The sequence below is a fragment of the Jannaschia maritima genome, assembly GCF_030973515.1.
GTDB lineage: Bacteria > Pseudomonadota > Alphaproteobacteria > Rhodobacterales > Rhodobacteraceae > Jannaschia > Jannaschia maritima.
Genome location: NZ_JARGZA010000002.1, coordinates 112,072 through 138,578, shown reverse-complemented (window position 1 = coordinate 138,578; position 26,507 = coordinate 112,072). Strand labels below are relative to the sequence as shown.

The following is a 26,507-nucleotide window of genomic DNA, read 5'->3' as shown; positions in this document are numbered from 1 at the left end:
TTGCATGTTCACGCTGTCGCAGATCGCCGCCGCCCTGGGCCGGCCCGTTCTGGGCGACGGCGCCATCCCGGTTGCTCGCGCGGCCGAACCCAGCAGCGCGGGATCAGACGACTTGGCGCTGGCGATGTCCCCGGCCTATGGCGACGCGCTGCGGGCGGGGGCCGCACGGGCCGCCATCCTTTGGGACGGGGCGGATTGGCGATCCTTCGGCTTGGCCGGTGCCATCACCGTGCCACGCGCGCGGCTGGCGATGGCGACGATCACCGCCGCGCTCGATCCCGGACCGGGCTGGGCGCGCCGGGTGGGCGTCCATCACACCGCCATCCTCGGCGCTGACGTAACGTTGGGCGATGGCGTCGTTGTTGGGCCCGGCGCGGTCGTGGGCGACGGCGTGCGCATCGGTTCGAATGGCCGCATCGGTCCGATGGTCTTCGTGGGCGACGGTGCCGTAATCGGCGACGATGCGCTGATCCACGCCCGCGCCTTCGTAGGTGATCGTGTTCGAATAGGACATCGCGTCACCTGTCAGGCGGGCGCCGTGATCGGAAGCGATGGGTTCAGCTTCGTCACCCCGGAGGAGTCGGGCATCGAACGCGCGCGCCGAACTCTGGGCGATCAGGGGGACATCCGGCCCCAGGCCTGGACCCGCATTCATTCCTTGGGCGCCGTCGAAATCGGGGACGACGTCGAGATCGGGGCCGGCGCCACCATCGATCGAGGCACCGTGGCCGATACCGTGATCGGGACCGGGACGAAGTTGGACAATCAGGTCCACGTCGGACACAACGTGCGCGTCGGTCGCGACTGCTTGCTGTGCGGACAGGTGGGCATCGCCGGCAGCGCCGTGATCGGCGACCGTGTCGTCTTGGGCGGTCAGGTCGGGGTGAGCGACAACATCACGGTGGGGGACGACGTCGTGGCGGGTGGTGGCACAGGCATCCTGTCGCGCGTTGCCCCGGGCAAAGTCCTGCTCGGGTATCCGGCGACGGACATGGACAAGCAGATCGAACTGACACGCGCGGTGCGCCGGCTGCCGCGCCTGGCCAAGCAGGTGGCGGCGCTTCGCGATGTCGTCATGGGGTCCGGGCAGGGGACTGGTCATGACACCTGACATGATCCGTCCCCGCATCCACGCGATCCTGGCCGAACAGGCCATGATCCCGGTCGAAGAGGTCACGGACCGTCAGTCGCTCGCGGATCTGGGCATCGATTCGATGGGCGTCGTGGAGGCGATCTTCGCCATAGAGGAGGCATTCGACATCGCGGTCCCGTTCAACGCCAACGAACCGCAGGCCAGCACCTTCGACATCTCGTCCGTCGGGGCCATCGTCGCGGCCGTCGCCGAGCTGCACACGCAGCAACACCAGTGACGCGCCGCGTCGTCATCACCGGGGCCGGCACGATCAACGCGATGGGCGCCGACGTCCCCGCCACCCTCGCCGGCATGCGCGCCGGACGCAGCGCCATCGGACCACTCGACATTCGCGACGTCGACCGGTTGACGATCCGCATCGGCGCGCAGGTGCAGGGCTATGTCGAGACGGAACGCTTCAGCCGACAGCAGATCACGCTCCTGGACCGCTATGCACAATTCGCCCTGATCGCGGCTCGGGAGGCTCTGGATCAGTCTGGGGTCTCGCTTTCCGGAGAGGCGGCCCTGCGGGCCGGCGTGATCCTCGGGACGAGCGGCGGGGGGTTGGGGACGCAGGACGACAACTATCGCGCCGTGTACGAGGATGGGAAGAACCGCGTCCATCCCTTCGTCGTCCCCAAATTGATGAACAATGCGGCGGCCGCGCATCTTTCGATGGAGTACGGCCTCCAGGGGCCGTCCTTCACCGTCGCCACCGCATGCGCCTCGTCCAATCATGCGATCGGGCAGGCTGCCCAGTTCATCCGTGCCGGGCTGGCCGACGTCATGCTCACCGGCGGCGCGGAGGCGATGCTGTGCTTCGGCGGCGTCAAGGCGTGGGAGGGGCTCCGCGTGATGTCGAACGATACCTGCCGTCCCTTCTGCGCGACCCGATCCGGAATGGTCCAGGGCGAGGGGGCGGGTATCTTCGTCTTGGAAGCCTATGATCAAGCGCGCGCGCGGGGGGCCGAGATACTGGCGGAACTGGCAGGCTGCGCGATGACGTCGGATGCCAGCGATATCGTCATGCCGTCACGGGAAGGGGCCGAACGCGCGATGCGCGGCGCGCTGCGCGATGCTGGACTGGATCGATTGGATATCGGGTACATCAACGCGCACGGCACCGGGACGGCAGCGAACGACAGAACGGAATGCGCCGCCATCGGCCAGGTCTTCGGCCCGCTCGCGAATGGGCTTCCGATATCGTCCACGAAGGCGATGCACGGTCATTGCATCGGCGCGACAGGCGCCATCGAACTCCTGGCCTGCATCATGGCGTTGCGCGATGGCGTCGTCGCCCCGACCGTCAATTGGCGGGAATCCGACCCGGAATGTATGCTGGACGTCGTGCCGAACGAGGCGCGGGACGTCACCGTGACCGCCTGTCTATCGAACGCGTTCGCGTTTGGCGGCATGAACGCCGTCCTGGCCCTGAAGGCCGCGTGACCCGTCGCGCATTGGCCGCGACGGGTCGCCGTTCCGTCACTCCGTCACTTCGACCGCCGCGATGCCAGCGGTGAAGCCACGCAGCGACATGTCCATCTGCGCGGGCTGGTCCGGCGCGAGGGCGGGGACGACCGTGATCTGCGCCATCGCGCCACGGCGGAACCGGTTCATGTCGTCCTGCGTGAAGCCGAGCCGTGCGTAGCAGCCGCCTTCGTCGCAGAAGGCGAACGGATACCGGCGGGCCTGTCCGCCATCGACCGATACGGTGACTTGCGCTGTCAGCAGCGTGCGCAGCGGCGTCAGTACGGTCGCGCCCCCTGCAAGCTCGCCCCCATCGGGAAGATCAAAGAAATTGACGTCCGCGGTCGGATTGCCGTTCGCATCCTCGAGCCGCTGATACAGCTGGCACGGGTCGGGTTGACCCTCGGGCGCCTGCAGACAGCGCACCTCCCAATCGCCATGCTCCTCCCTGACGTAGATCTCCTCGGTCGAAGGTTGCGCGGCCGGGGGCTCCGTGGTCTCGCCGGTGGCCAGCGCGCCGCCGGGGGCAGGCGCGTCCGTCCCCTGCGGAGCGGGTGCGTCCACCGCGGGCGCCTCTGGGGGACTGTCGGTCGCATCCGTGTCCTGCGCCACCACGCCCATCGGGGCAGCGGACAGGATCAGCGCCGCCAGGAGGGTGAGGGTTCTCGTCATCTTGTCCTCCGTTGGATTCTGCCGTGCCGCCTAGCACGAGCGCAGCCCGGATGCAGGTCCAAAACGACACGGCCGGAATGGCCTGAGCACAATAGAAAAAGGGCCCGAAGCCAGGCCCTTTCCCTTCGTCTTTATCTCCCCGCCGGACTGGCCGACTTATTGTGGTGGGGACATTACTCACCGGACCCCCGCCGTCAACGCAAAACAGTGGCCCGCCATCCTATGTTGTGGCACCCCACCCTGGCAGGCCGATCAGGGGGCGGACATGGATGACGACGCGATCTTCGTGGGCGGCGGGGGGAACGGCTACGCAATGCCCCAGACGCTGCGGTTGGATCAGGCGAACCGCCACGGTCTGATCGCCGGCGCGACGGGAACGGGCAAGACCGTGACCCTGCAAATCCTCGCGCAGGGTTTCAGCGATGCGGGGGTTCCGGTCTTCCTGTCGGACGTGAAAGGCGACCTCGCCGGACTGGCCATGCCGGGCGACGCGTCGCACAAGTTGCACGTGGCCTTCATAGATCGTGCCGGGACCATCGGTCTCGACCTGGATTACCGTGCTGCGCCGGTCACGTTCTGGGACCTATGGGGTGAACGGGGTCATCCCGTCCGGACCACCGTGACCGAGATGGGGCCCCTGCTCCTGTCTCGTCTCCTGGATTTGACGGACGCGCAAGAAGGGGTCCTGAATGTCGCGTTCCGCGTCTCCGACGAGGAGGGGCTGGCGCTGCTGGACCTAAAGGACCTACAGGCCATGCTCAGCTTCGTGGGTCAGGAGCGTAAGGCTCTGTCCCTGCGGTACGGTAACGTGTCGACCGCGTCGGTCGGTGCGATCCAGCGGGCGCTCCTGGTGTTGGAAGGTCAGGGCGGCGACCGCCTGTTCGGGGAGCCTGCCCTGGATCTGGACGACCTGATGACAATAGGCGCCGACGGGCGCGGGCAGGTCAACGTCCTGGCGGCCGACAGGTTGATGGGGTCTCCGCGTCTCTATGCCACGTTTCTGCTGTGGCTGCTGTCCGAGCTGTTCGAGACCTTGCCGGAGGTCGGCGATCCGGATCGGCCGAAGCTGGTCTTCTTCTTCGACGAGGCTCACCTGTTGTTCGATGGCGCCCCTCGGGCGCTTATCGACAAAGTCGAACAGGTCGCACGACTGATCCGGTCGAAGGGGGTCGGCGTCTATTTCGTCACGCAAAATCCCGACGACGTGCCCGAGGACATCCTCGGCCAGTTGGGCAACCGCGTGCAACATGCCCTGCGCGCCTTCACCGCCCGCGATCGCCGGGCGTTGCGCCAAGCGGCGGAGACGTATCGCGACAATCCAGCCTTCGACATCGAGGATGCGATCCGCGAGGTCGGGGTGGGCGAGGCCGTGACGTCGTTCCTTGAGCGCAAGGGTGTACCCGGTGTGGCCCAGCGCACGTTGATCCGCCCCCCATCGTCCCGATTGGGACCGATCACGGAGGGGGAGCGGCAGGCCGTCATCCGATCCTCGCCCGTGGCGGGCAAGTACGATGACGCGATAGACCGCCTCAGTGCCTTCGAGGCGCTGCAGAAGCGGGCTGAAGACGGGGCCATTCAGGCGGAACGTGCCGAGGCGGAGGAGGTGCGGGCAGAGGCAGCGGAGCGGGAGTACCGGACGGGGCGCCGCTATTCCGGTGCCAAGGTCGGTCGTTCTACGTCACGCGCGCGAACCCATCGGGGCGACGGCATCGGCACGGCTTTCGCCAAGTCGATGGCCCGCTCGATGGGTACGCGGGCTGGGAGGGCGATCGTCCGTGGCGTCCTCGGCGGATTGTTCAAAGGACGCTAGACGCGGTCATTCCCATTCGATCGTGCCCGGCGGCTTCGACGTGATGTCATAGGTCACGCGGTTGATGCCCGGTACTTCGTTTATGATGCGCGTCGCGGTCTCGCCCAGGAACGCATGCTCGAACGGATAGTAGTCCGCCGTCATGCCATCGACGGACGTGACTGCCCGCAGCGCGCAGGCATAGTCGTACGTACGCCCGTCGCCCATGACGCCCACGGTCCGCACGGGCAGCAATGCGACGAAGGCCTGCCATATGTCGTCGTAGAGGCCATGGCGCCGAATTTGATCGATGAAGATCGCGTCGGCCCGTCGAAGGATGGCGAGCTTCTCGCGCGTGATCTCACCCAGGCAGCGAATCGCCAGGCCGGGTCCGGGGAAAGGGTGGCGTCCGATGAAGCTCGGCGGCAAGCCCAGTTCGCGCCCAAGGGCGCGGACTTCGTCCTTGAACAGTTCCCGCAACGGCTCCACCAGGGTCAGGCCCATCTCCTGAGGCAGGCCGCCGACGTTGTGGTGGGACTTGATCGTGACGGACGGACCGCCGGAGAAGCTGACGGATTCGATGACGTCGGGGTACAGCGTGCCCTGCGCCAAGAAGGCCGCACCCTCGATCCCGTCGGCGTGCTTCTGGAACACGTCGATGAACAGGCGCCCGATGATCTTGCGCTTGGTTTCCGGGTCCGACTGCCCTTCCAACGCATCGAGGAACAGGTCCTGTTCCTGTGCGTGGACGACGTGAAGGTTCATGTTGTCGCGGAACATGCTAACAACCTCCGCCGCCTCGTCCTGACGCAGGAGGCCATGATCGACGAAGACGCAGGTCAACTGATCGCCCACCGCCTCGTGGATCAGCGCGGCCGCCACGGAGGAATCGACACCGCCCGAGAGAGCGCAGATGACCTTGGCATCCCCCACCTGTGCGCGGATCGCCTCCACAGCCTGTTCGCGGTAGGCCCCCATCGTCCAATCGCCGGCGAAGCCCGCCAAACGTACGAAATTCTCGTATAACCGCACGCCTTTGGGGGTGTGATGCACTTCCGGGTGGAACTGCACCGCGTAGAAGCGACGATGCGGATCGGCGGTGATGGCGAAGGGCGCGCCGGGCGACGTGCCGAACACCTCGAACCCGGGCGCCAGTTCGGCCACGTGGTCGCCATGCGACATCCAGACCTGTTCTCGCCCGGTGCCGTCCGGTCCGTCGAACCATCCCTGCAGCAGATCGAGTTGCCCCTGCGGACTGACGAAGGCACGTCCGAATTCGGCCGTGCCCTCGCCTCGGGTGACGCGTCCCCCCAGCATCTGCTGCATCACCTGCTGACCATAGCAGATCCCGAGCACCGGTACGCCGAGATCGAAGATCTCGTCCGGCGGTCGAGGGGAGCCCCGATTCGGCACGGAGGCCGGTCCACCCGATAGGATCACCGCCTTCGGACCGAAATCCTGCAGGAACGCAGGCGTTACCCTCTGAAACGGATGTATCTCGCAATAGACCGACAACTCCCGCAGACGACGGGCGATCAGTTGCGTGACCTGACTGCCGAAATCGACGATCAGGAGGCGTTCGTGATGATCGGCGGGATCGGGGAGCCTGGCCATGGGCAGCCGTTAGGCGGGCGGTTCGCGGGACGCAAGTGTCGCATCCGGGCGCGCCTTCGCCGTTCCGGTGCCGCGGGCTCCCGCGGGGCATGCCTAAGGTTCGGTCCACCGGGCAGAGATGGGGACGGACGGATGACGGACATGGCACGCAGACGGCGCGGCGGGGGCGGTGCGGCGCGGCGTGCCGAACGCGGAACCCTCGACATCGAGACGGCCGCAACCATCACGCGCCGCATCCCGAATTTCGACATCCTCGATGACGAAGCCCTGTCCGTCATCGAAGACCAGGCCGAGACGCTGCTGGCCGAGATCGGCGTTGCCTTCGTCGAGAATCCGACTGCCCTGCAGCGCTGGCGGGACGCGGGCGCGGAGATCGAGGGTGAACTGGTCCGGATCCCGCACGGCTTGGCACGGACGCTGTGTGGAACCGCCCCATCGAGCTTCACCCAGATCGCGAGGAATCCCGACCGGTCCGTCGAGATCGGAGGCCGAAACCTCGTCCTGGCGCCGGTCTATGGACCTCCCTTCGTGCGCGACGGCGATGGCCGACGGTATGCGACGATGGCGGACTTCCGGAAGTTCGTGAAGCTCGGACACATGTCGAAGTGGCTGCACCATTCCGGCGGCACGGTCTGCGAGCCGACCGACATCCCGGTCGCCGAACGTCATCTCGACATGCTGATGGCTCACGCGATGCTGACGGACAAACCATTCATGGGATCCGTGACCGACCCGTCCCGCGCAGCCGATTCCGTGTGTTTCGTGGACGCACTGTTCGGCGGCTTGGACGATCGGACCGCGCTTATCAATCTGATCAACATCAATTCCCCCCTGACCTTCGACGCGACCATGATGGGGGCCTTGGAGGTATACGCGGCGGCCAACCAGGCCTGCATCGTGTCACCCTTCATCGTCGGCGGGGCGATGGCCCCGGTTACGGTATCCGGAACGCTGGTGCAGGTCCTCGCCGAGGTGATGGCAGGCATAGCATACAGCCAGTTGGTGCGTCCGGGGGCGCCTGTCGTGTTTGGAGCCTTCGTTACCAGCATCGACATGGGATCGGGCGCCCCCACCTTCGGAACGCCCGAGGCCGCGATGATCACCTATGGCGCCGGCCAGTTGGCCCGGCGGCTGAACCTTCCGTATCGGTCCGGCGGGTCCTTCTGCGGATCGAAGCTGCCGGACGCGCAGGCCGCCTACGAGACGGCGAACTCGCTGAATGCCGGCCTCCTGGGTGGCGTCAACTTCATGCTACACGCGTGCGGTTGGCTCGAAGGGGGCCTCGTCGCTGACTTCGAGAAGTTCGTTATGGATGCCGACCAACTCGGCATACTGCACCGCCTGGCCGCCGGCGCCGCGCCGGACCCGGATGCGTTGGACGCCGTGAGGGAAGTCGGCCCCGGAGGGCATTATCTCGGCGCCGTCCACACGCAGGCGCGTTTCAAGACGGCGTTCTGGCGGTCGGACCTTCTGGACTACAAGCCATACGAGACATGGGCCGAGGAGGGTGCACGCGACACCCGTGCCCTGGCATGCCGACGGGTCGAGAAACTTCTGGAAGCCTACGCCGCGCCGCCCATCGACGACGCCACCCGCGGTGCGTTGGACGAGTTCGTCACCAGACGCAGGGCCGATCTCGCGGCCGCGGCGGCCTGATCCGATCCGCGTTCCACGGCCCGACGGGACGTCCGCTGCGGGAGGGTCGGGGCGGAACGGCGTTCTGCGTTGAAGGCATGGGCTTCCGCCATCAGGGCCGCCAGTATGTCGACGTGGCGGGCGAGCGAGTAGCTACGGCCGTCGCCGATCCGCCGACGTTCCAGATCCGCTTCGATCGGGATCAACTTCTGAAGGGCCGCGGTCGGCGTAGCGGGGATCGCCACACGCAGCATGCGGCGCAAGTCGCGGCGGCGCTGGTATTCCGCCATCGCGATGGTCGCGGCCCGCACGAGCAACTTGGGACGGTTCAGCGTGGCGATGGAATGGGCGATGGTGTCGGTGGCAATGGGCATGTTCGGCTCCGGGGGCACTTGCGTTTCGTCTGGCCCGACATTGGCCGACCCTGACCGTGCGTTGCGGAAACCCGCGTTCCGCCGTTCGCCCCCCTCCAGGAATTTACCTAATGGAAACACCTTCCTAACCGGAGCGTTCCTTTAACGTTCTGGTAACCAATCCGGGTTGTTGATCGGTCCGTTATCCACAACGCCGGAATCACCGCCGATGCATGCCGCCCCGAGAGATCGGATCGAACCGGACCTCCCCGCTTGGTTACCACCGATCGTGCTGACCTATCTCGATCACACGTGTTCGGGACGTCCCCTGCGCCAGGTGGCCGCGGCAAGGGGATGCGCCCCATCGACCATCCTACGACAGGTGCGGCGCATCGAGGCTCGGCGAGACGATCCTTTGATCGACGACGCGATGGAGCGGTTCGCCACTCTGTTCACCATATCCAGCACGACCGAGGGGTCCCACCATATGTCAGCCGTACCCAAGCAATACCCCGTCGTCGACGATGATACCGTGGCCCGGGAGGGGCGCCGTATCCTGCGCCGCCTTTGCGAGGGAGATTCGTTCCTCGCGGTAGGTCAGGGGATGCCCCAGGCGGTCGTCCTGAAAGGCGAGACGGATCCCCGTCCGATCGCGAAGCTCCCGCGAGAGGTGGCGCAAGCGTTCGTCTTGCAAGATTGGGTGTCATGCTTCCGCTCCGGCCGGATCACGCGATATCGTATCACCGACGCGGGACGGGCGGCACTTCGACGGCTGCTGAACGAGAAGCACGACCGCAGGGTGGCGGCTCGAGGTGATGCGGCCTCGCCGAGCCCCTTCCTGCAGCAGGAGGCCGACGTCATTCCGTTGCCCGTCCGCGATGCGGAGGGCGGAACCCGGACCTTGACCGTGAACTTGGCGGAATCTCCGCTCGCTGTCTTGGCGCGTCGTCGTGATCGAGGTGGTGCCCCGTTCCTTTCCGACATGCTGGTGACGGCGGGCGAACTGCTGCGGGAAGATTTTGAGCAAGCGCAGCTCGGTCCGAGGATCGGTCAGAACTGGGAACGGTTCATGACCGCCGGTCTGGACGCATCACCCGCCGAGGATGGAGAAGTTCCAGCCCATGATGCCGCGCGCGACCGGGTGGGTACTGCGTTGGCTGCCCTCGGGCCCGGGTTGGGCGATGTCGCGCTGCGGGTATGCTGCTACCTCGAAGGTCTCGAGACGGCGGAGAAGCGCATGGGTTGGGCCGCGCGATCGGGCAAGATCGTGTTGCGGATCGCGCTTCAGCGCCTGCATCAGCACTATACCGCGCAGAACCGTCTCTGATCCGATCCCGGATGGTCGTTGCGCCGCCGCCTGCGCCGCCCCGAATGGGGCGGCGCAAAGCATTCGTCAGCCCCGATCTTCAACCTCGACGTAATCGCGCTTCGTCTCGCCGGTGTACAACTGACGGGGCCGCCCGATCTTCAGCGATGGATCGGACAATTGCTCCTTCCATTGGCTGATCCAGCCCACCGTGCGCGACAGTGCGAAGATTGGCGTGAACATGGATGTCGGAAAACCCATCGCCTCCAGGATGATGCCGGAATAGAAGTCGACGTTCGGGAACAGCTTCTTGTCGCGGAAGTACGGATCTTCCAACGCCTGCCGCTCCAGCTCCTTGGCGACCTGCAGGGTCGGGTTGTCCTCCACCCCGAGCAGTTCCAGAACCTCGTCGGCGGATTCCTTCATCACCGTCGCGCGCGGGTCGTGGTTCTTGTAGACCCTGTGTCCGAACCCCATCAGCCGGAACGGATCGTCCTTATCCTTCGCCCGACCGATGAATTCCGGAATGCGGTCCGCAGTTCCGATCTCGCGCAGCATCTCCAGGCAAGCTTGGTTCGCCCCGCCGTGGGCGGGACCCCAAAGGCAGGCGATCCCGGCGGCGATGCAGGCGAACGGGTTCGCCCCAGAGGAGGATGCCAGCCGCACGGTCGATGTCGACGCGTTCTGCTCGTGATCGGCATGCAGGGTGAAGATGCGATCCATCGCGCGGGCCAGGATCGGATCGACCACGTAGTCCTGCGCCGGCACGCTGAAGCACATGTTCAGGAAGTTCGCGGCATAGCCTAGATCGTTGCGAGGATACACGAAGGGCTGACCGATCGAGTACTTGTAGGCCATGGCCGCGATGGTCGGCATCTTGGCGATCATACGGATCGACGCGACCTCGCGTTGCCAGGGATCGGTGATGTCCGTGCTGTCGTGGTAGAAGGCCGACATCGCGCCGACCATGCCGTTCATGATCGCCATCGGGTGCGCGTCGCGACGGAACCCGCGGGTGAAGTTGTACATCTGCTCATGGAGCATGGTGTGCATCGTCACCCGCTCCTCGAAGTCTTCCAGTTCCGGCCCCGAGGGAAGTTCACCATAGAGAAGCAGATAGCATACTTCCAGGTAGTGAGACTTTCCGGCCAACTGCTCGATCGGATAGCCGCGGTGCAGCAGAACACCCTCGTCCCCGTCGATATACGTGATCGAGGACTCACAGGCCGCCGTCGACGTGAAGCCGGGATCGTAAGTGAACGCCCCCGACTGCCCATAAAGCTTGCGGATGTCGATGACGTCCGGCCCCGTCGAGCCCGACAGGATCGGCATTTCGAACGTCTGATCGTCTATCGTGACCGTCGCGGTCTTCGGCTTCGCGCTGTCCAGCATGGCGTTCTCCGGTCTATCGTCACGCGAACGTCACCGCGCAACCAGTTGATCTTGCGACGATACGAGCCTCGACGCGTGAAACTATGCTGCATCGTCCAGTCGTGCCACGGTTTCCTCGCGACCCAGGATCAGCATCATGTCGAAGACGCTGGGGGTGGTGGTCCGTCCGGCCAGCGCGGCACGCATGGGTGCCGCGATCTTGCCCAAACCGACCCCGTGATCGGCTGCCACCGAACCGACGGCCCCCTCTAGCGCGTCACGCGTCCAAGTAGCATTTTGCAGGTGCGGCGTCAATTCGCGGAGCATCGCCCTTCCGTCGTCGGTCAGGGCCTTCGCAGCCTTGTCATCGGGTCGGATGGGGCGGTTCTGCAGGACGAAACGGGACCGTTCCACGACCTCTGGCAGGGTGCGGGCGGCATCCTTGACCGAGGGCACCGCACGTCGCAGCGCAACAGCATCCGGAAGGGGCGAACCGCTCCGCCGGGCCCAATCGAGGACGGCGGCAACGACGTCATCGTTGAGCATCGCCCCTATGTGCTGACCCGAGAGGTTCTCGAGCTTCTTCATGTCCAAGCGGGCGGGGGCGCGCCCGATCCCGTCGAGGTCGAACCAGGCGCGGGCCTGTTCGTCGGTGAAGTACTCGTCGTCGCCATGCGACCAGCCCAATCGTGCGAGGTAGTTGCGCATCGCTCGGGCGGGGTAGCCCATCGCCGCATACTCCCCCACCCCCGTCGCACCATGTCGCTTCGATAGCTTCTTGCCATCAGCCCCGTGTATTAGTGGAATGTGCGCCCACACGGGAAGGTCCCACCCCATCGCATCGTAGATCTGGGCCTGCCGGGCCGCGTTGTTCAAGTGGTCGTCGCCCCGGATCACATGGGTCACCCCCATGTCCCGGTCGTCCACGACCACGGCCAGCATATAGGTCGGCGTTCCGTCGGATCGCAGTAGCACCATGTCGTCCAACTGATCGTTCCGGACCGTCACCATTCCCTGCACGGCGTCCTGGATCGATGTCACGCCATCGCGGGGGGCCCTCAAACGGATCACGAACGGCGCTTCGAGATGATCCGACGGGTCCGCGTCCCGCCAGGGCGAACGATACAGCGTCGATGTACCGGCCGCCCGCGCCGCGTCGCGGAAAGCTGCGATATCGCCTTGCGACGCGAAGCACTTGTAGGCCGTGCCATTCGCCATCATCGCATGCGCGACCTCCGCGTGGCGGTCGGCGCGGGCGAACTGACTGACCGCTTCCCCGTCCCAATCCAAACCGAGCCACTTCAAACCGTCCAGGATCGCGTCGGTCGCCTCCGGGGTGGACCGGGTCCGATCCGTGTCTTCGATCCTCAACAGGAAGGTGCCCCCCCGCCCACGTGCGTACAGCCAGTTGAAGAGAGCCGTGCGGGCCGTTCCGATGTGCATGTCCCCCGTGGGGGAGGGGGCGATGCGCGTAACGATGGGCCGGTCCGTCATGGAACCTCCGCTGGCAGGTCGGAAGGGTGGAAACGCGGTCTTAATGGTCGGACCGCCAGGGTTCCCCGCGTTCTATGGATCGCCAGTCCGGGATACAAGCGAGGGAACCAACGTGACGAGGCAAGGGGAGCAGTGCGCGCCTAACCCGGCTGCACTCGGCATCGCGGATCGGTTGATCGAGCGCCTACAGGATCTGCGGGGTCGACGCCTGTGCTGGGGGGCCTTGTGCTTCGGTGGCGGTGTCGGCACGTATTATGGCCTGCCGGCGGAGCCGACCGCACCACTCCGGCTCGCGGTCGTTCTTGGGGCCGCGCTGTGCATCTTGCTCGGCTGGATGGCCCGTCGCGGTTTCGGCCTCCCGTTCCTCTTCATGGCATCGTTCCTCTGTGGTTTGGCAATCGCCCAACTGCGCACGGATATGGTCGCGGCCCCGGTGCTCGGGTTCCGGTACTATGGTCCGGTGGAGGGGCGGGTGGTCGGCATCGACACCTCGGCCTCCGGTTCGGTACGGCTGACCTTGGACCGCGTGCGGTTGGATCGCATTGCGCCCGGCCGGGTCCCGGGACGTGTCCGGATATCGCTGACGGAGCCCGGCCCTTGGTTGGAGCCACGCCTCGGACTTCGAGTGATGACCACCGCCTTCTTGTCTCCCCCCTCCGGACCTGCGGAGCCCGGTGGCTTCGACTTCGGACGCCACGCCTGGTTCCAGGGCATCGGCGCGGTCGGGTATGGTCGTGTGCCCTTGCTGCTCGCAGATACCGCACCGGGGCCTCCACGGTACGTGGACGCGGCGCGCATGGCCATCGCCGGCGGGCTGCGGGATGCGATGCCGGGGCGGACCGGGCAGGTGGCGGCAGCCATCGTCGTCGGTGATCGATCGGGCCTCGATCCGACGGACACCCAAGCGCTTCGGGATTCGAACCTCGCGCATCTGCTGGCGATATCGGGACTCCACATGGGGCTGCTCGTCGGGACGGTCCTGGGCGTGGTCAGGCTCGGGCTTGCCGCCGTTCCGCCCGTGGTGCTCCGGGTGGATGCCAAGGCCGTGGCCGCCATCGCGGCACTGCCATTCGTCTTCGCCTATCTGGCCCTGTCGGGTGGCGGCGTCGCCACGCAGCGGGCAGCCGTCATGGCGGTGGTGATGTTGGGTGCGGTCATCTTGAACCGTAGGGCCTTGTCGATGCGTTCGGTCGCACTGGCCGCCTTGATCGTCCTCGTCCTGCGCCCGGAAGCGCTGGTCGGGCCCGGCTTCCAGATGTCCTTTGCCGCAACGGGGGCACTGGTATTGGCCTTCGGGGCGCTGTCGCGGCGTGGCGGGGGATGGACGCGGGGTTTGAGGGGCTGGGTGATGGCCTTGGTCCTGTCCTCCTTCGTGGCTGGCTTGGCGACGGCGCCGTTCGCGGCCGCCCACTTCAACCGGATCGGCGTGTACGGCCTGGCGGCAAACCTTTTGGCCGTACCCGCGATGGGATCGCTGGTGATGCCGGCCCTCCTGCTCGGGATGGTCCTGTGGCCGATCGGCCTTCAGGCATGGCCCTTCGCGGCCGCGGGTTGGGGGATCGAATGGATACTCGCCGTCGCGCATTGGGTCGCCGCGTTGGACGGTGCCGTTCAAGGCGTCGTCTCGCCATCCCCCTGGGTCCTTCCCCTGTTGGGTCTGGGCTTCGGGGCGTTGGCGTGCTCGCGCGGGGGATGGGGGCGTCCGGCTGGCGGCGTTCTGCTGGCCCATGCTTTCGCGATCTGGATACTGACGGAGCGTCCCGCGGTCCTCGTCGCCGAATCCGGGCGATTGGCCGGGGTGATGACGCCGCAGGGACGCGCATTGTCCCACGCCACGGGGGAAGGGTTCGTGGCGGGCATCTGGACCGAGAACGACGGCGATCCGACGACGCAGGCGATCGCTGCCGCGCGTCCCGTGCCGCTCTCGCATCCCGGTCTGCCACCGATCGTCGTGGCACGTGGGAAGCGCGCTTTGGCGGAGGCGCTGGATGGTTGCGGACGGGGCATTTGGATCGTCACCGACGTTCCATTGGACGAGCGTCCCACCACCGACTGCGTAGTCCTGGGGCCCGAAGACATGCGCCGTACGGGTTCTTTAGCCCTATGGCCCGGCGAAGCGGGACCGATCTTGGTCGCGGCGAAGGATATCCGAGGGAGCCGCCCCTGGTCGGATGGCGGACGTTGACGGGCGGACAGGATGACCGGATGCGAGCTAGGTACCGGTGCCGTCGCGTCCAAGGGGAACGCTCGTCCGGTTGATGAATAGTTGAGAGGTCAATACGCAGCAGACCCACGGATAGTGCAGGGCGATCCGTCGGGGGTGGTCCGTGGGGTACGTCGTGACGAAACAGACATGCTCGATAGAATACCGTAATCGACGAAATTCGATCGCCCCTTTGAGGCAGGGCCGGATTGTACGAATTTACGCGTGAGCGGGCCGTCCATCAGCAGCGCCCGCTCGCTCGGTGAGGCCCCCGCGCAATCCATCCGAAACTGGTGCAGCCGGAGGGGCAGGTGGCCCTGGAGCGAACATTAGGTGAGCAATGATAATGGGTGTCTAGGAACGAAAGACCGGACGAACCGCCGGCTCACGTATCCATCCATCAGTTGGCGCCTATGTAACCTTTGACGATCGCCACGCATGCTGTGCATCAACGGACAATGCAGATACCTAACAGGACGATCCGACGATCGCCCCAGTGGGACAGATGATCTCTGATACCGTTACAAACGTCACCGGCTCGTCCCGATCCGTAAGGTCCTCGTATTCCGGTGACGGCGGAACTATAAGATTCACAGAACCGTACGACAGACCATCGCCGCAGCCCCGTGGGTTCGGATCGCTAAATTTGGAATGCCGATCGACGCGTCGGCGAAGACCTAGTTCCGTAACCTAAATTGTGACCGCATCTCGCTCCCACAACGTTCGATGATCCTGCATTCGCAACAAGACCGATCGCGAGATACGGCGACGGCCCCTCAATAGGTACGGATCAAGCCAACCAAACGTCCCTGGACGTTGACCTTACCCTCCGGCAACAGACGCGTCTCGTAAGCGCTGTTGGCCGCTTCCAGCGCAATCATGCCGCCTTGACGGCGGAACCGCTTCAAGGTTGCTTCCTGGCCTTCCACCAGCGCGACGACGATGTCGCCGTTGTCAGCCGCGTCCTGCTCGCGGATCACGACCACGTCGCCATCGTTGATCCCGGCCTCAATCATCGAATCGCCGCGAACCTCGAGGGCATAATGCGTGCCACCGCTGGTCAGCATCTGCCCGGGAACCGCGACATGACCGTTCACCTCCGTAATGGCTTCGATCGGAACACCGGCCGCGATCCGGCCCATGACCGGCAACTCGGTCGCGTCGATCCGCACGGGGCGCTGTCCGGACGGTGCCTGCCGACGTGCCGGAGCATCCCCCTCGATCACCCTCGGCTGGAACCCGGCGGGCTTCGCATCCTCGGGCAGCCGGACCACTTCGATCGCGCGGGCACGATGCGCGAGACGGCGAATGAACCCCCGCTCCTCCAATGCCGTAATCAAGCGATGAATGCCGGACTTGGACCGGAGATCCAGCGCGTCCTTCATCTCCTCGAACGAGGGAGGGACGCCATCGCGCTGCACGCGCTTATGGATGAACACCAACAGGTCCTTCTGCTTGCGCGTCAACATTCCAGTGTCGTCCCCGGTCATTCCGATGCACTTTCGTTCTAGGAAAGTTCTCGTTTCGTGTCAAACGTCGGATCGGAGCGGGATCACCTCGACGCGTTCGCCCTTGACGATGGGTGTGGCATGCGGCGCGCGTCGTATCAGGACATCGGCGTCGGCCAGGACGGACAGCAATGCGCTGTCCTGTCGATCCATGGCGATGACGTTGGCTTCCTGGTCGATGCGTCCACGCATATAGTGTTCCCGCGGCCCGTTCGCCGCGATGGGCCCCCCCGAGATCGCGGGCACCAGCCTCGGTCCGGGAACCGCTCCGGCAAAGGCGCGCATCACCGGCAGCACGAAGACATGGGCGCATACCATCGAGGATACTGGATTCCCGGGCAGCCCGATCACCACCATCCCGTCCAGTCGCCCGGCAAGCAAGGGTTTGCCCGGGCGCATCCGGACCTTGTGGAACGACGGGACCATGCCGGCCGTCCGTAGCGCCGGCGCGACGAGATCATGATCGCCCACCGATGCGCCGCCCGTCGTGATCAGCAGATCCGCACCCCGGGCCAGCGCGACCGCGTCCGACAGCGAAGCGGGATCGTCGCGCGCGATGGGCAGGAGGCGGACATCGGCTCCGACCTGATCGAGCAGCGCCACCAGACCAGCCCCGTTCGAGGCGTAGATCGAACCCTCCCCAAGTGCTGTGCCCGGCCAGGTCAGTTCGTCCCCCGTCATCAGGACCGCGACGTGCGGGCGTCGGCGGACCGGGGCCATGGCGCATCCCATCGCGGCGAGCAGGGCGACTCGGGCGGGGGTCAGGACCGTCCCGGCCGGAACGACATAGTGTGATGGGAAGTCCGCTCCCGCGGGCCGGACATGCGCGTCAGGGGCCGTGCGCTCCGCCGAACGGATGGTGTCGCCGTCCCGGACGGCATCTTCCTGTATCACGACGCGGTCTGTGCCGGAGGGAAGGGGCGCCCCCGTGAAGATGCGCACCGCCTGGCCCGGTTCGACCGCCCCTTGGAACGGATGCCCCGCGCCGGCCTCACCGACGACGGTTAACAGGTCACCAGGCGCGAACGCCCCGGTCGCATAGCCGTCCATGGCGGACATCGCGACGGGCGGCTGCGCGCGATGGGCCGCTACGTCTTCGGCGAGGATGCGATGACCGGCGCGGTGCAGGGGAACGCGTTCGGAGGGCAATGTGGAGGCTAGGGCGATCAGACGGGCCTGTGCCTCGGCGACGTCGATCAAGACGCGGTCCAGTCGCTTGATGCGCCACCCGTTTTCGACAGGAGCCGTATAGAACCGATCGTCATGTCCTTCTGAACCGCCTTCAACATGTCGTAGACGGTCAGGCAGGCTACCGTTGCGGCGGTCAACGCCTCCATCTCGACGCCGGTGCGACCGGTCGTGGCCACGGTGGCGGTGACGCGAAGGCCGGGTATGGCGTCGTCGGGATCGACGGCGATGGCCGCACGAGACAGGGGCAGGGGGTGGCAGAGCGGGATCAGGTCGGACGTCCGCTTGGCGGCCATGATGCCCGCCAATCGGGCCACGCCGGCGACGTCGCCCTTCCGGGCCGTGCCATCCATCACGATGGCCAGCGTCGCGGGTGCCATCCGCACGACCCCTTCCGCCACGGCCACGCGGTCGGTCGGGGGTTTCGCGCTCACGTCGACCATGTGGGCCGCGCCCGCCGCGTCGAAATGGGTCAGGCGGTCCGTCACGCGCTTCGGGCCAGGGGAGCCGCCAGCAAGGCGGTGGTCGCGGCTGTCACGTCCGCCTGCCGCATCAGGCTTTCGCCGATCAGGAAGCTGCGAGCGCCGTCGCGGGCCATGTCGGCCAGATCGGCCGGGGAGGCCAGTCCGGACTCGGCCACCAGCACGCGACCGGGGGGCACGTATGCCGACAGGTCCCGGGTCACCTGCAGATCGGTCACGAAGGTGTTCAGATTGCGGTTGTTCACCCCCAGCAGAGCGACGTCGAGTTCGGCCGCCCGGTCGAGCTCCCGGCGATCGTGGACCTCCACCAGGGCATCCATGCCCCAGGACCGGGCCGCATCCGCCAACTCCGCGGCCTGCGCGTCCGACAAGGTCGCCATGATGATCAGGATGCAGTCGGCACCCAAAGCCCGGCTTTCCGCGACCTGCCATGGATCGTAGAGGAAGTCCTTCCGCAGAACCGGCAGGTTCACCGCCCCTCGTGCCGCGACCAGGAAGTCGTCGTGTCCCTGGAAGCTCGGGGCATCCGTCAGGACGGACAAGCACGACGCCCCTCCATCGGCATAGGCACGGGCCAGGGCGGGGGGGTCGAAGTCCGCGCGGATCAGCCCCTTGGACGGACTGGCTTTCTTGATCTCGGCGATGAGGCCGTAACCGGTCGCCTCTGCAGCGTGCAGGGCGGCGGCGAAGGGGCGGACCGAACCGGCTTCGCGTGCCGCGGCCTCGACCCGCGCCAAGGGACGGGCGGCCTTGCGCGCAGCGATGTCCTCCAGCTTGTAGGCCTTGATGCGGTCCAGGATCGTCGCCGTCATGCCGCGTCCTCCCGGGTCAGGGATACCAGGTGCGATAGTCTTTCCTTCGCTGCACCGCCGTCGATGGACGATGCCGCCCTCTCCACGCCGTCGGGCAGATCGCCCGATGCGCCCGCGATGACCAGCGCCGCCGCGGCGTTCAGGAGGACCGCGTCGCGATAGGCCCCGCCCTCGCCGTCGAGGAGGGCCCGCAGCGCCGCGGCGTTGGCTTCGGGGGCGCCGCCAGCGACGGCGTCGAACGGATGCTCCGGCAGGCCTGCGTCGGCCGGGGTCACGGTACGGCGCTCGATGGTGCCGCCCGTCAGCACCACCACGTCCGTGGGGCCCGCAATGGACAGCTCGTCAGTCCCGTCGAAGCCGTGGACCAGCCATGCATCGGTCGATCCCAGGTCCCGCAGCACCCGTGCCATAGGCTCCAGCAGCGCGGGGTCGTAGGCACCCGTCAATTGCCGTCGCACGCCCGCGGGATTCGTCAGGGGCCCCAGGACGTTGAAGACCGTCCGCGTGCCCAGCTCCTGCCGGACGGGCATGACATGGCGAACGCTGGGATGATGCATCGGGGCCATCATGAAGCAGAGCCCGACCTCCGCCAGGGCGCGGGTGGCGGTGGCCGCATCCCGCATCACCTCCACCCCGAGCTGCCCCAGCACGTCCGCCGCGCCTGATAGGGAGGACAGGTTGCGGTTCCCATGCTTGGCGACCGGCACGCCCGCGCCGGCGACGACCAGGGCGGCGGCGGTCGAGATGTTCAAGGTTCCGCGTCCGTCGCCCCCCGTGCCGACGATGTCCATCGCATTCACGGGCGCGTCCACCCGGACCATTCGAGCACGCATGGCGCCTGCCGCCGCGGCGATCTCGTCCACCGTCTCGCCCCGGGTGCGCATCGCCATCAGCAGCCCCGCGATCTGCGCCGGCGTGGCCGCCCCGTCGAAGAACGCGGCGAAGGCGGCCTCGGCCTGGGAACGCGTCAACGGACCGTCCGCCGCGGCGGCGATGATCGGCTTGAGGTCGGTCATGCGGGTTCGGGCACGGTGGCGAGGAAATTGGCGATCAGGGCGTGGCCGTGCTCCGACGCGATGCTTTCGGGATGGAACTGCACGCCGTGGATGGGATGGTCCCGGTGACGCAATCCCATGACCGTGCCATCCGCCAGATTTGCGTTCACCACGAGGGTATCGGGCAGGGTATCGCGATCGACGACCAAGGAATGGTACCGCGTGCCTGCGAACTCCGCGGGCAGATCCGCGAACACGCCGGTGCCGTCGTTGCGTATCCGTCCAACCTTTCCGTGGACGATCTCGCCCGCCCGGACCACGCGGCCTCCAAAGGCCTGCCCGATGGACTGGTGGCCCAGGCAGACCCCTAGAAGGGGGATCCCCGCATCGGCACAGGCATGGACCATCGGCAGGCAGATGCCCGCGCGATCGGGATCGCATGGCCCAGGGCTCAGCAGAACGGCGGAGGGGCGCAGCGCCATCGCAGCCTGGACGTCCAGCTCGTCGTTGCGGACGACCTTCACGGTCGCACCCCGCTCCGCCACGTAATGTACGAGGTTCCAGGTAAAGCTGTCGTAGTTGTCGATCAGCAGCAGCACGCCCGTCCCCCTCCCGATGCGCCGGCAGGGGTTCACCCGTGCGGCAAGGCGGCTATACAGATGCCGGGGGCGGCGATCCGGGTCAACCCGGACGCGTAGGCGGCATCGTGCAGCCTTCGCGGGACATGGGGGGCGGCAGCCATGGACGACTTCGCGAAGGGGCTCGGCGCAGGCACGGCATTCGGTGTGGTCGTTCTGGCGCTCGTATCGCTTTCTGGACCCGCGCCGGGCGCTTTCGGTTCGACCGGGACGCCTGTCGGCGCGGATACGGACGTGTCACCCCCTGCGGGAAGTCAGTTCGCCCGCCCGGCGGAGGATCGCGCGATCCGGACGACGCCCACGGCGGATGCGCCACCCCCGCGACGATCCGTCGGAATCGTGATGCCCGAAGTGCCGGACGCGCCGGCGCCGCCCGTGGAAGGGTCCGCGTCCCGCCCCGCGATCGCCGATCTGCGGCCCGATGCGGTGGTCCCGCCCACGCCCGACGCGCCGAGGGTAAGGACCCAGCCTGCCGCGAGCCAGATGGCGACGGCGGTCGCGGACATCCTGCAGCCCGGAATTGTGCCGCAGGTCCCCGATCTGACCGCCGCGCGTGAACCTGCGACGGAGACGGTGGGCCGTCCCCTCGTCGGGGCCGCACGCGCTCCTCGGGAGATGCGGCCGACCGCTTCGACGATCGCGACGGCACCGATCGCGCCGGATGCGGCAGCGCCGGGTCCCGCACCGGCTCCGATGGCGGCGATGGCACGTCCGACCGCGCCCGCCGCATCCGTCGATCGCCCCGAGACACGGTCGTCGGAGCCGACGCCGCAGTTGGACGTCGCCCAAGTCGTCGCGCCGCCAACATCACCCGTGACGCCCGAACGGGGCGGCGGCGTCGGATCCGACGTGGTGGTCGCGCGACCAGTCGCCGGGTCGTTGCCGGGTCCGGCCACGGTGCGTGCCCCGCAAGCGCCGTCGTCCGATCGACCCGCCGGTCGGTCGCTGGAAGCGCCGCAGATCGCGGTTGCGGACCTTGCGTCGCCGTCCAAACCCCACGGGACCCCGTTCGAGATCGCACGGGCAGACGAACCCGTACCGGACGATCGGATGGCCGTGGTACTGGTTCCACCATCGGAGGTCGTCGATCCGCCCGCGCGCGAACGAACCGCACGACCCTCGGAGCCTGCAGGTCGACCCCTGATGCCCCGACGCATCGTGCTCGACTCCGAGCGAGCGGCGAACGGTCCTGCTGCGGCCGGGGGGGACGATCCCGAAATCGATCCAGGGCCTTCGCTGTCGATCGTCCTCGTGGACGATGGGATGTCCGCGTTGCCGGAAGGCTTCGACCTTCCCGTCACGCTGGCCGTCGATCCGACGGCCCCGGGCGCGACGGAACGCATCGCCGGCCACCGCGCCGCCGGGCGGGAGGTCGTCCTCCTGGCCGCGTTCCTGCCCTTGGATGCCGCCCCCGCGACAGTGGAGGCCGCGGTGACGGATGCGCTGACGTCCGGAACGGGAAGCGTGGCGGTCATCGACACGCCGGACCGGCGTCTCGGCCGCAGCCGAGCGGCCATTCCCGCACTGGCAGAGGCGGGTCTGGGGATCGTGGCGCGACCCGAATCTCTGACTGCGTTGGGGCAGGCCCGGCGTAACGGCGTGCCGGCGGTGGCGTTGGGGCGGATGCTGGAAGGCGATCCTGCCGCCCTATCGCGTGGCCTGGATCGCGCGGGATTCGAGGCGACCCGCGATGGCCAGGCTACGGTGATGGCCGATCTGACCCCCGACATGCTGCGGGTCCTGCGTCGATGGACCGGCGGACGACGCGCCGATCGGGTCGATCTGGTTCCGCTCTCGAAAATGCTGGGCGGAGGGGATTGACGTGCCGCGACCGTCGCTACGCGCATCGGCGAAGGGTCCATCAAGTGCCGGCGTCGACCCGTTCCACCAATTCAAGGACGCGCGGTCCGATGGCATCGACGATGACGCGTACGCCTTCCGCGTTGGGGTGGATGCCATCGTTCTGCAGATAGCGTGCGCGCGCCGTGCCGATGTCGAGTTCCTCGGTCAGCGGGCCTAGGAAGCTGACCTCGTGCAGGGCATCGAACTCCGCCGCCAGATCGACGTACATCGCGTCGAACGCTCGCTGGAACTGCGGGCCGTAATTCCCCGGCGCCTGCAGCCCGATCAACAAGACGGGCAACCCCTCCGCCTCCATCCGCTCCAGGATGCCGCGTAGGTTGGCCCGGCTGGTCGCAGGATCCAATCCGCGCAGCAGGTCGTTCCCGCCCAGCGCGACGATGGCGGCGTCTACCGGTTCAGCCAGCGCCCAGTCGAGGCGGGCCAGGCCCCCCGCCGTCGTATCCCCGGACACGCCCGCGTTCACGATCTCGACGGACGCACCGTTCGCGTTCGCCCAGGCCTCCAGCACGGGCACGAAGCCCCGCGCTTCCGGCAGGCCATAGCCGGCGGTCAGCGAGTCCCCCAGCGCCAGGACGCGGACGTCCTGCGCAACGGCGGGCATCGCCAACAGCACGACGGCGCCTGCCGCGGCCGCCAGGTTGCGGACCGTCCCCCCCGCCCCATATGCCAAGGACCCGACCCATGACCGGAGCCCCCCCATGGTTTTGACGCTGCGCGACGTATCCCTGTCTCTCATGGGCAATGCGGGACCGGTGGACATCCTGCACGACATCACGCTCGACGTCGCGGTGAAGGAAACGTTGGGATTGGTGGGACCTTCGGGCAGCGGCAAGTCGTCTCTCCTCATGCTGATGGGCGGGTTGGAACGCGCCACGGGCGGCAGCGTCGACGCGCTGGGCCACGACCTCACGGCCATGGACGAGGACGCGCTCGCTCGCTTCCGCCGTGAGCATATGGGGGTGGTGTTCCAATCCTTCCACCTGATCCCCACCATGACGGCGTTGGAGAACGTCGCGACGCCCTTGGAGTTGGCGGGTGCCCGCGACGCCTTCGATCGGGCGGCGGCGGAGCTCGACGCCGTGGGCCTGGGTCATAGGACCGATCACTATCCGAGTCAGATGTCGGGCGGTGAGCAGCAGCGGGTCGCCTTGGCCCGCGCTGCGGCGCCACGACCCGACATCCTTCTGGCGGACGAGCCCACCGGCAACCTCGACGCCGCCACGGGCGGACAGATCATGGATCTGCTGTTCGGCCTGCGCGACCGTCACGGCGCGACCTTGATCCTGGTCACGCACAGCCGTGAACTGGCGGAGCGATGCGATCGCACGATCCGCTTAGTGGACGGTCGTCTGGACGCCGGCCACGGTGACTTGCGCGTCACGGATGCGGCCGCGACGGGCCAGGCCCATCCGGCCGTGGACGCGGCGGAATGACCTGGGTCCGTGATGCCGCGCGCATCGCCAAGCGCGAATTGCGGGGCGGTTTGGCGGGGTTCCGTATCTTCCTCGCCTGTCTGGCGCTGGGCGTCGCCGCCATCGCCGCGGTGGGTTCGGTCCGCGTATCGATCACGGAGGGTCTTCAGCGCGAGGGTCGGACGATCCTGGGTGGCGATGCGGAGGTGCAGTTCGAGTATCGGTTCGCGGACGCGGAGGAGCGTGCCATCCTGGCTTCGGTCTTCACCGGGGTATCCGAGATCGTCGACTTCAGGTCGATGGTCGCCACCGGCGACGGGTTGGAGGCCGAGCGTGCCCTGACGCAGGTGAAGGCTGTCGACCAAACGTATCCCCTGGTGGGTCAGGTCGAACTCGACCCCCCCATCCCGCTATCCGAAGCCCTGGCGGGCGACCGCCTCGTCATCCACCCCATCCTGGCCGATCGGCTGGGCCTGTCGGTCGGCGATCCCCTCTGGCTGGGCGCGAAGCGGTTCGAGATTGGCGCGCTGATCCTGCGCGAGCCTGACGTCAGTGCGCAGGGCTTCGGTCTGGGGCCGCGCACGATGGTGCGGACCGCGGCGTTGGACGGAACGGGCCTGCTCGCGCCCGGCAGCCTGTTCGACACGGAATACCGCCTTACGCTTCCGGAAGGCACCACCGACGAGACGCTCGACGCCGCCCGCGCGGTGATCGAGCCGGAGTTGGAAGGCACCACCGCGCGCTGGCGCGACCGGCGCAACGCGTCGCCCCAGATCGAGCGGTTCGTGGATCGGATCGGTTCGTTCCTCGTCCTCGTGGGCTTGGCGGGCCTCGCGGTCGGTGGGGTCGGCGTGTCCGCCGCAGTGCGCGCGTATCTCGATCGGAAGATACCCGTCATCGCCACGCTCAAGACGTTGGGGGCTGAGGGTCGGACCATCTTCGCCGCCTATCTGATCCAGATCGCCGTGCTGGCCGCGCTGGGCATCGTCATCGGGGTGGTGCTGGGTACGCTGATCCCGCTCGCGGCCTATCCGTTCATTCAGGCGCAACTGCCCGTGCCAGTCGAACTGGGACTCCATGCCGCACCGCTAGCGGAGGCCGCGCTCTATGGTGCGCTGACGGCGCTCCTGTTCACGCTCTGGCCGCTAGCGCGAACCGAACGCGTGCGCGCGGCCAGCCTGTTCCGGGACGCCAGCGGTCCGATCCGCGTCCTGCCGCGGATCCGCTACATCGTTGCCCTGGCCGTCCTCGCCGCGCTGCTTGTGGGGCTGTCGGCCTGGCTGTCGGGCATTCCGACGCTGGCCCTCGCATCCGCTGGGGGCATCGCGGTGGCGCTGGCCATCCTGATCGCCGCGGCTTGGGGGGTCCGACGTCTGTGCCGTCGCTTGGCGACGACACGCTGGGCCCGCGGCAAGCCCGCGCTTCGAACAGCGTTGGGCAGTATCGGCGGCCCGGGGGGCGAGGCGACGGCCGTGGTCCTGTCGCTGGGTCTGGGCCTGACCGTGCTCGCCTCCGTCGGACAGATCGATGCAAACATGCGGGCGGCCATCGACCGCGACCTGCCGCAGATCGCGCCGAGCTACTTCTTCATCGATATCCAGCCCGATCAGATCGACCGCTTCCGCGAAACCGTGATCTCCGACCCGGAGGTGACGCGCGTGGACACCGCGCCGATGCTGGGCGGGGTGGTCCGATCGCTGGCGGACCGAAGCGCGGAGACATACGACCACTGGGTCACGCGCGGCGACCGGCGCGTCAGCTATGCCGATGCGATGCCCGCGGGCACGCGCTTGACCGCAGGCGAATGGTGGCCCTCGGACTACGACGGCCCGCCCCAGGTCAGCTTCGCGCAGGAGGAGGCCGACGAACTGGGGCTGGCCCTGGGCGACGAGGTCACGCTGTCGATCCTTGGCCGCGACCTGACCGCGACGATCACGTCGTTCCGGGAGGTCGACTTCGCGTCCGGCGGCATCGGCTTCGTGATGGTGTTCGACGCGAACGCCCTGCGGGGGGCGCCGCATACGTGGTTGGCCACCGTCTACGCCTCGCCGGAGGCGGAGGGACGCATCTTGCGTCAGGTCGCCGTCGATGCGCCCAACGTGACCGCGATCCGCGTCCGCGACGCGATCGCGCTGGTGACCGAGGCGCTGGGCGCGCTCGCGGCCGCGACGTCCTGGGGCGCGGGGGCCACCCTTCTGACCGGCTTCGTCGTCCTGATCGGGGCGGCCGCGGCGGGGGAGCGCGCCCGCGTGTTCGAGGCGGCGGTGTTGAAGACGGTGGGTGCCACCCGATCGACGATCCTGTCGTCGTTCGCCTTGCGATCCGCGCTGTTGGGCGCGGCGGCGGGTGTCGTCGCCATCGCGGGCGGTGCCATCGCCGGATGGGCGGTGATGACGTTCGTGATGGAGGCGCCATTCACGTTCGAGCCCCTTTCGGCCATCGTCATCGTCCTGGGCGGCGCCTCGGCGACCCTTCTGGCGGGGCTGGCCTTTGCCTGGCGGCCCCTGGCGGCGCGGCCGGCCCAGGTGCTGCGGGGGCGGGACTAACCGCCACGTCGACATGCAAAGGGCGGC

Annotated in this window: 22 protein-coding genes; 10 read left to right on the top strand and 12 right to left on the bottom strand. The window is 67.4% G+C overall.

Features of this window, described 5'->3' with window-relative positions:
- Positions 1 to 4: 4 nt before the first annotated feature.
- From lpxD to P0084_RS02285, 3 genes are read left to right on the top strand one after another with little or no spacing between them, the layout of a single operon-like run.
- Positions 5 to 1,111 (top strand): UDP-3-O-(3-hydroxymyristoyl)glucosamine N-acyltransferase, encoded by a 1,107-nt coding sequence (lpxD, locus tag P0084_RS02295; protein WP_308915182.1) that lies wholly within the window; start codon positions 5 to 7, stop codon positions 1,109 to 1,111.
- The gene (locus tag P0084_RS02290) at positions 1,101 to 1,370 is read left to right on the top strand and encodes an acyl carrier protein (protein ID WP_308915181.1); all 270 of its coding nucleotides are present in this window, start codon (positions 1,101 to 1,103) and stop codon (positions 1,368 to 1,370) included. The genes lpxD and P0084_RS02290 overlap by 11 nt, the downstream gene beginning before the upstream one ends.
- On the top strand, positions 1,367 to 2,578 hold the full coding sequence (locus tag P0084_RS02285) for a beta-ketoacyl-[acyl-carrier-protein] synthase family protein (RefSeq protein ID WP_308915180.1): 1,212 nt from the start codon (positions 1,367 to 1,369) through the stop codon (positions 2,576 to 2,578). The genes P0084_RS02290 and P0084_RS02285 overlap by 4 nt, the downstream gene beginning before the upstream one ends.
- A gap of 36 nt (positions 2,579 to 2,614) precedes the next feature.
- On the opposite strand, the gene P0084_RS02280 is transcribed toward P0084_RS02285, so the two are convergent.
- Positions 2,615 to 3,271 carry an invasion associated locus B family protein gene (locus P0084_RS02280; protein WP_308915179.1) on the bottom strand — a complete coding sequence of 219 codons (657 nt, stop codon included), beginning with the start codon at positions 3,269 to 3,271 and terminating at the stop codon, positions 2,615 to 2,617.
- A 265-nt stretch (positions 3,272 to 3,536) separates the two neighbouring features.
- Between P0084_RS02280 and P0084_RS02275 the strand changes: the two genes are divergently transcribed.
- Positions 3,537 to 5,081 carry a helicase HerA-like domain-containing protein gene (locus P0084_RS02275; protein WP_308915178.1) on the top strand — a complete coding sequence of 515 codons (1,545 nt, stop codon included), beginning with the start codon at positions 3,537 to 3,539 and terminating at the stop codon, positions 5,079 to 5,081.
- 6 nt (positions 5,082 to 5,087) lie between these two features.
- Here P0084_RS02275 and guaA read toward each other — a convergent pair whose 3' ends face one another.
- Positions 5,088 to 6,674, bottom strand: coding sequence for a glutamine-hydrolyzing GMP synthase (gene guaA, locus P0084_RS02270; protein ID WP_308915177.1), 1,587 nt, complete (start codon positions 6,672 to 6,674; stop codon positions 5,088 to 5,090).
- A gap of 132 nt (positions 6,675 to 6,806) precedes the next feature.
- Here guaA and P0084_RS02265 point away from each other — a divergent pair, with 132 nt between their 5' ends.
- Entirely contained in the window at positions 6,807 to 8,330 is a 1,524-nt protein-coding gene (locus P0084_RS02265) for a trimethylamine methyltransferase family protein (protein WP_308915176.1), read from the top strand.
- On the opposite strand, the gene P0084_RS02260 is transcribed toward P0084_RS02265, so the two are convergent.
- On the bottom strand, positions 8,237 to 8,683 hold the full coding sequence (locus P0084_RS02260) for a DUF6477 family protein (protein WP_308915175.1): 447 nt from the start codon (positions 8,681 to 8,683) through the stop codon (positions 8,237 to 8,239). The genes P0084_RS02265 and P0084_RS02260 overlap by 94 nt on opposite strands.
- A 268-nt stretch (positions 8,684 to 8,951) precedes the next feature.
- Here P0084_RS02260 and P0084_RS02255 point away from each other — a divergent pair, with 268 nt between their 5' ends.
- A complete protein-coding gene (locus P0084_RS02255; protein ID WP_308915174.1) occupies positions 8,952 to 9,989 on the top strand; it encodes a DUF6456 domain-containing protein in 1,038 nt (345 codons plus the stop codon).
- Between the two features lie 66 nt (positions 9,990 to 10,055).
- Here the strand turns inward: P0084_RS02255 and gltA are convergent, their stop codons facing one another.
- Both gltA and gltX read right to left on the bottom strand, forming a co-directional pair.
- The gene (gltA, locus tag P0084_RS02250; protein WP_308915173.1) at positions 10,056 to 11,360 is read right to left on the bottom strand and encodes a citrate synthase; all 1,305 of its coding nucleotides are present in this window, start codon (positions 11,358 to 11,360) and stop codon (positions 10,056 to 10,058) included.
- An 81-nt stretch (positions 11,361 to 11,441) separates the two neighbouring features.
- Positions 11,442 to 12,833: a glutamate--tRNA ligase gene (gltX, locus tag P0084_RS02245; RefSeq protein ID WP_308915172.1), complete on the bottom strand. Its 1,392-nt coding sequence runs from the start codon at positions 12,831 to 12,833 to the stop codon at positions 11,442 to 11,444.
- Positions 12,834 to 12,945: 112 nt separating this feature from the next.
- On the opposite strand from gltX, the gene P0084_RS02240 reads away from it, so the two are divergent.
- Positions 12,946 to 15,018, top strand: coding sequence for a ComEC/Rec2 family competence protein (locus P0084_RS02240; protein WP_374213578.1), 2,073 nt, complete (start codon positions 12,946 to 12,948; stop codon positions 15,016 to 15,018).
- Positions 15,019 to 15,812: 794 nt separating this feature from the next.
- Here P0084_RS02240 and lexA read toward each other — a convergent pair.
- Genes lexA through P0084_RS02210 form a run of 6 tightly spaced genes read right to left on the bottom strand, consistent with a single transcriptional unit; the run spans position 15,813 to position 20,620 of the window.
- On the bottom strand, positions 15,813 to 16,505 hold the full coding sequence (gene lexA, locus P0084_RS02235; protein WP_308915170.1) for a transcriptional repressor LexA: 693 nt from the start codon (positions 16,503 to 16,505) through the stop codon (positions 15,813 to 15,815).
- A 60-nt stretch (positions 16,506 to 16,565) separates the two neighbouring features.
- Entirely contained in the window at positions 16,566 to 17,744 is a 1,179-nt protein-coding gene (locus P0084_RS02230; RefSeq protein ID WP_308915169.1) for a molybdopterin molybdotransferase MoeA, read from the bottom strand.
- Positions 17,741 to 18,220, bottom strand: coding sequence for a cyclic pyranopterin monophosphate synthase MoaC (gene moaC / locus P0084_RS02225; RefSeq protein ID WP_308915168.1), 480 nt, complete (start codon positions 18,218 to 18,220; stop codon positions 17,741 to 17,743). The genes P0084_RS02230 and moaC overlap by 4 nt, the downstream gene beginning before the upstream one ends.
- On the bottom strand, positions 18,217 to 19,026 hold the full coding sequence (gene trpC / locus P0084_RS02220) for an indole-3-glycerol phosphate synthase TrpC (RefSeq protein ID WP_308915167.1): 810 nt from the start codon (positions 19,024 to 19,026) through the stop codon (positions 18,217 to 18,219). The genes moaC and trpC overlap by 4 nt, the downstream gene beginning before the upstream one ends.
- Positions 19,023 to 20,042, bottom strand: a complete 1,020-nt coding sequence (gene trpD / locus P0084_RS02215; protein WP_308915166.1) for an anthranilate phosphoribosyltransferase — start codon at positions 20,040 to 20,042, stop codon at positions 19,023 to 19,025. The genes trpC and trpD overlap by 4 nt, the downstream gene beginning before the upstream one ends.
- Complete coding sequence (locus tag P0084_RS02210; protein ID WP_308915165.1) at positions 20,039 to 20,620, bottom strand: anthranilate synthase component II; 582 nt, start codon at positions 20,618 to 20,620, stop codon at positions 20,039 to 20,041. Before P0084_RS02210 ends, trpD begins: the two co-directional genes overlap by 4 nt.
- Positions 20,621 to 21,802: 1,182 nt before the next feature.
- Between P0084_RS02210 and P0084_RS02205 the strand changes: the two genes are divergently transcribed.
- On the top strand, positions 21,803 to 22,480 hold the full coding sequence (locus tag P0084_RS02205) for a divergent polysaccharide deacetylase family protein (protein ID WP_308915164.1): 678 nt from the start codon (positions 21,803 to 21,805) through the stop codon (positions 22,478 to 22,480).
- Positions 22,481 to 22,520: 40 nt separating this feature from the next.
- Here P0084_RS02205 and P0084_RS02200 read toward each other — a convergent pair whose 3' ends face one another.
- On the bottom strand, positions 22,521 to 23,222 hold the full coding sequence (locus P0084_RS02200; RefSeq protein WP_308915163.1) for an arylesterase: 702 nt from the start codon (positions 23,220 to 23,222) through the stop codon (positions 22,521 to 22,523).
- Between P0084_RS02200 and P0084_RS02195 the strand changes: the two genes are divergently transcribed.
- Both P0084_RS02195 and P0084_RS02190 read left to right on the top strand, forming a co-directional pair.
- Positions 23,221 to 23,955: an ABC transporter ATP-binding protein gene (locus tag P0084_RS02195; RefSeq protein ID WP_308915162.1), complete on the top strand. Its 735-nt coding sequence runs from the start codon at positions 23,221 to 23,223 to the stop codon at positions 23,953 to 23,955. The two genes, P0084_RS02200 and P0084_RS02195, sit on opposite strands and share 2 nt — an antisense overlap.
- Complete coding sequence (locus tag P0084_RS02190; protein WP_308915161.1) at positions 23,952 to 26,480, top strand: ABC transporter permease; 2,529 nt, start codon at positions 23,952 to 23,954, stop codon at positions 26,478 to 26,480. Before P0084_RS02195 ends, P0084_RS02190 begins: the two co-directional genes overlap by 4 nt.
- Positions 26,481 to 26,507 lie beyond the last annotated feature (27 nt).

What these genes read in the sequence shown, in the direction of transcription:
- P0084_RS02280 (WP_308915179.1), bottom strand. Translation starts at nt 3,271, where the DNA reads ATGACGAGAACCCTCACCCTCCTGGCGGCGCTGATCCTGTCCGCTGCC.
- P0084_RS02265 (WP_308915176.1), top strand. Translation starts at nt 6,807, where the DNA reads ATGACGGACATGGCACGCAGACGGCGCGGCGGGGGCGGTGCGGCGCGG.
- P0084_RS02260 (WP_308915175.1), bottom strand. Translation starts at nt 8,683, where the DNA reads ATGCCCATTGCCACCGACACCATCGCCCATTCCATCGCCACGCTGAAC.
- P0084_RS02290 (WP_308915181.1), top strand. Translation starts at nt 1,101, where the DNA reads ATGACACCTGACATGATCCGTCCCCGCATCCACGCGATCCTGGCCGAA.
- P0084_RS02190 (WP_308915161.1), top strand. Translation starts at nt 23,952, where the DNA reads ATGACCTGGGTCCGTGATGCCGCGCGCATCGCCAAGCGCGAATTGCGG.
- P0084_RS02200 (WP_308915163.1), bottom strand. Translation starts at nt 23,222, where the DNA reads ATGGGGGGGCTCCGGTCATGGGTCGGGTCCTTGGCATATGGGGCGGGG.
- P0084_RS02275 (WP_308915178.1), top strand. Translation starts at nt 3,537, where the DNA reads ATGGATGACGACGCGATCTTCGTGGGCGGCGGGGGGAACGGCTACGCA.
- P0084_RS02195 (WP_308915162.1), top strand. Translation starts at nt 23,221, where the DNA reads ATGGTTTTGACGCTGCGCGACGTATCCCTGTCTCTCATGGGCAATGCG.
- trpD (WP_308915166.1), bottom strand. Translation starts at nt 20,042, where the DNA reads ATGACCGACCTCAAGCCGATCATCGCCGCCGCGGCGGACGGTCCGTTG.
- gltA (WP_308915173.1), bottom strand. Translation starts at nt 11,360, where the DNA reads ATGCTGGACAGCGCGAAGCCGAAGACCGCGACGGTCACGATAGACGAT.
- guaA (WP_308915177.1), bottom strand. Translation starts at nt 6,674, where the DNA reads ATGGCCAGGCTCCCCGATCCCGCCGATCATCACGAACGCCTCCTGATC.
- P0084_RS02205 (WP_308915164.1), top strand. Translation starts at nt 21,803, where the DNA reads ATGCCCCGACGCATCGTGCTCGACTCCGAGCGAGCGGCGAACGGTCCT.
- lexA (WP_308915170.1), bottom strand. Translation starts at nt 16,505, where the DNA reads ATGTTGACGCGCAAGCAGAAGGACCTGTTGGTGTTCATCCATAAGCGC.
- trpC (WP_308915167.1), bottom strand. Translation starts at nt 19,026, where the DNA reads ATGACGGCGACGATCCTGGACCGCATCAAGGCCTACAAGCTGGAGGAC.
- lpxD (WP_308915182.1), top strand. Translation starts at nt 5, where the DNA reads ATGTTCACGCTGTCGCAGATCGCCGCCGCCCTGGGCCGGCCCGTTCTG.
- gltX (WP_308915172.1), bottom strand. Translation starts at nt 12,833, where the DNA reads ATGACGGACCGGCCCATCGTTACGCGCATCGCCCCCTCCCCCACGGGG.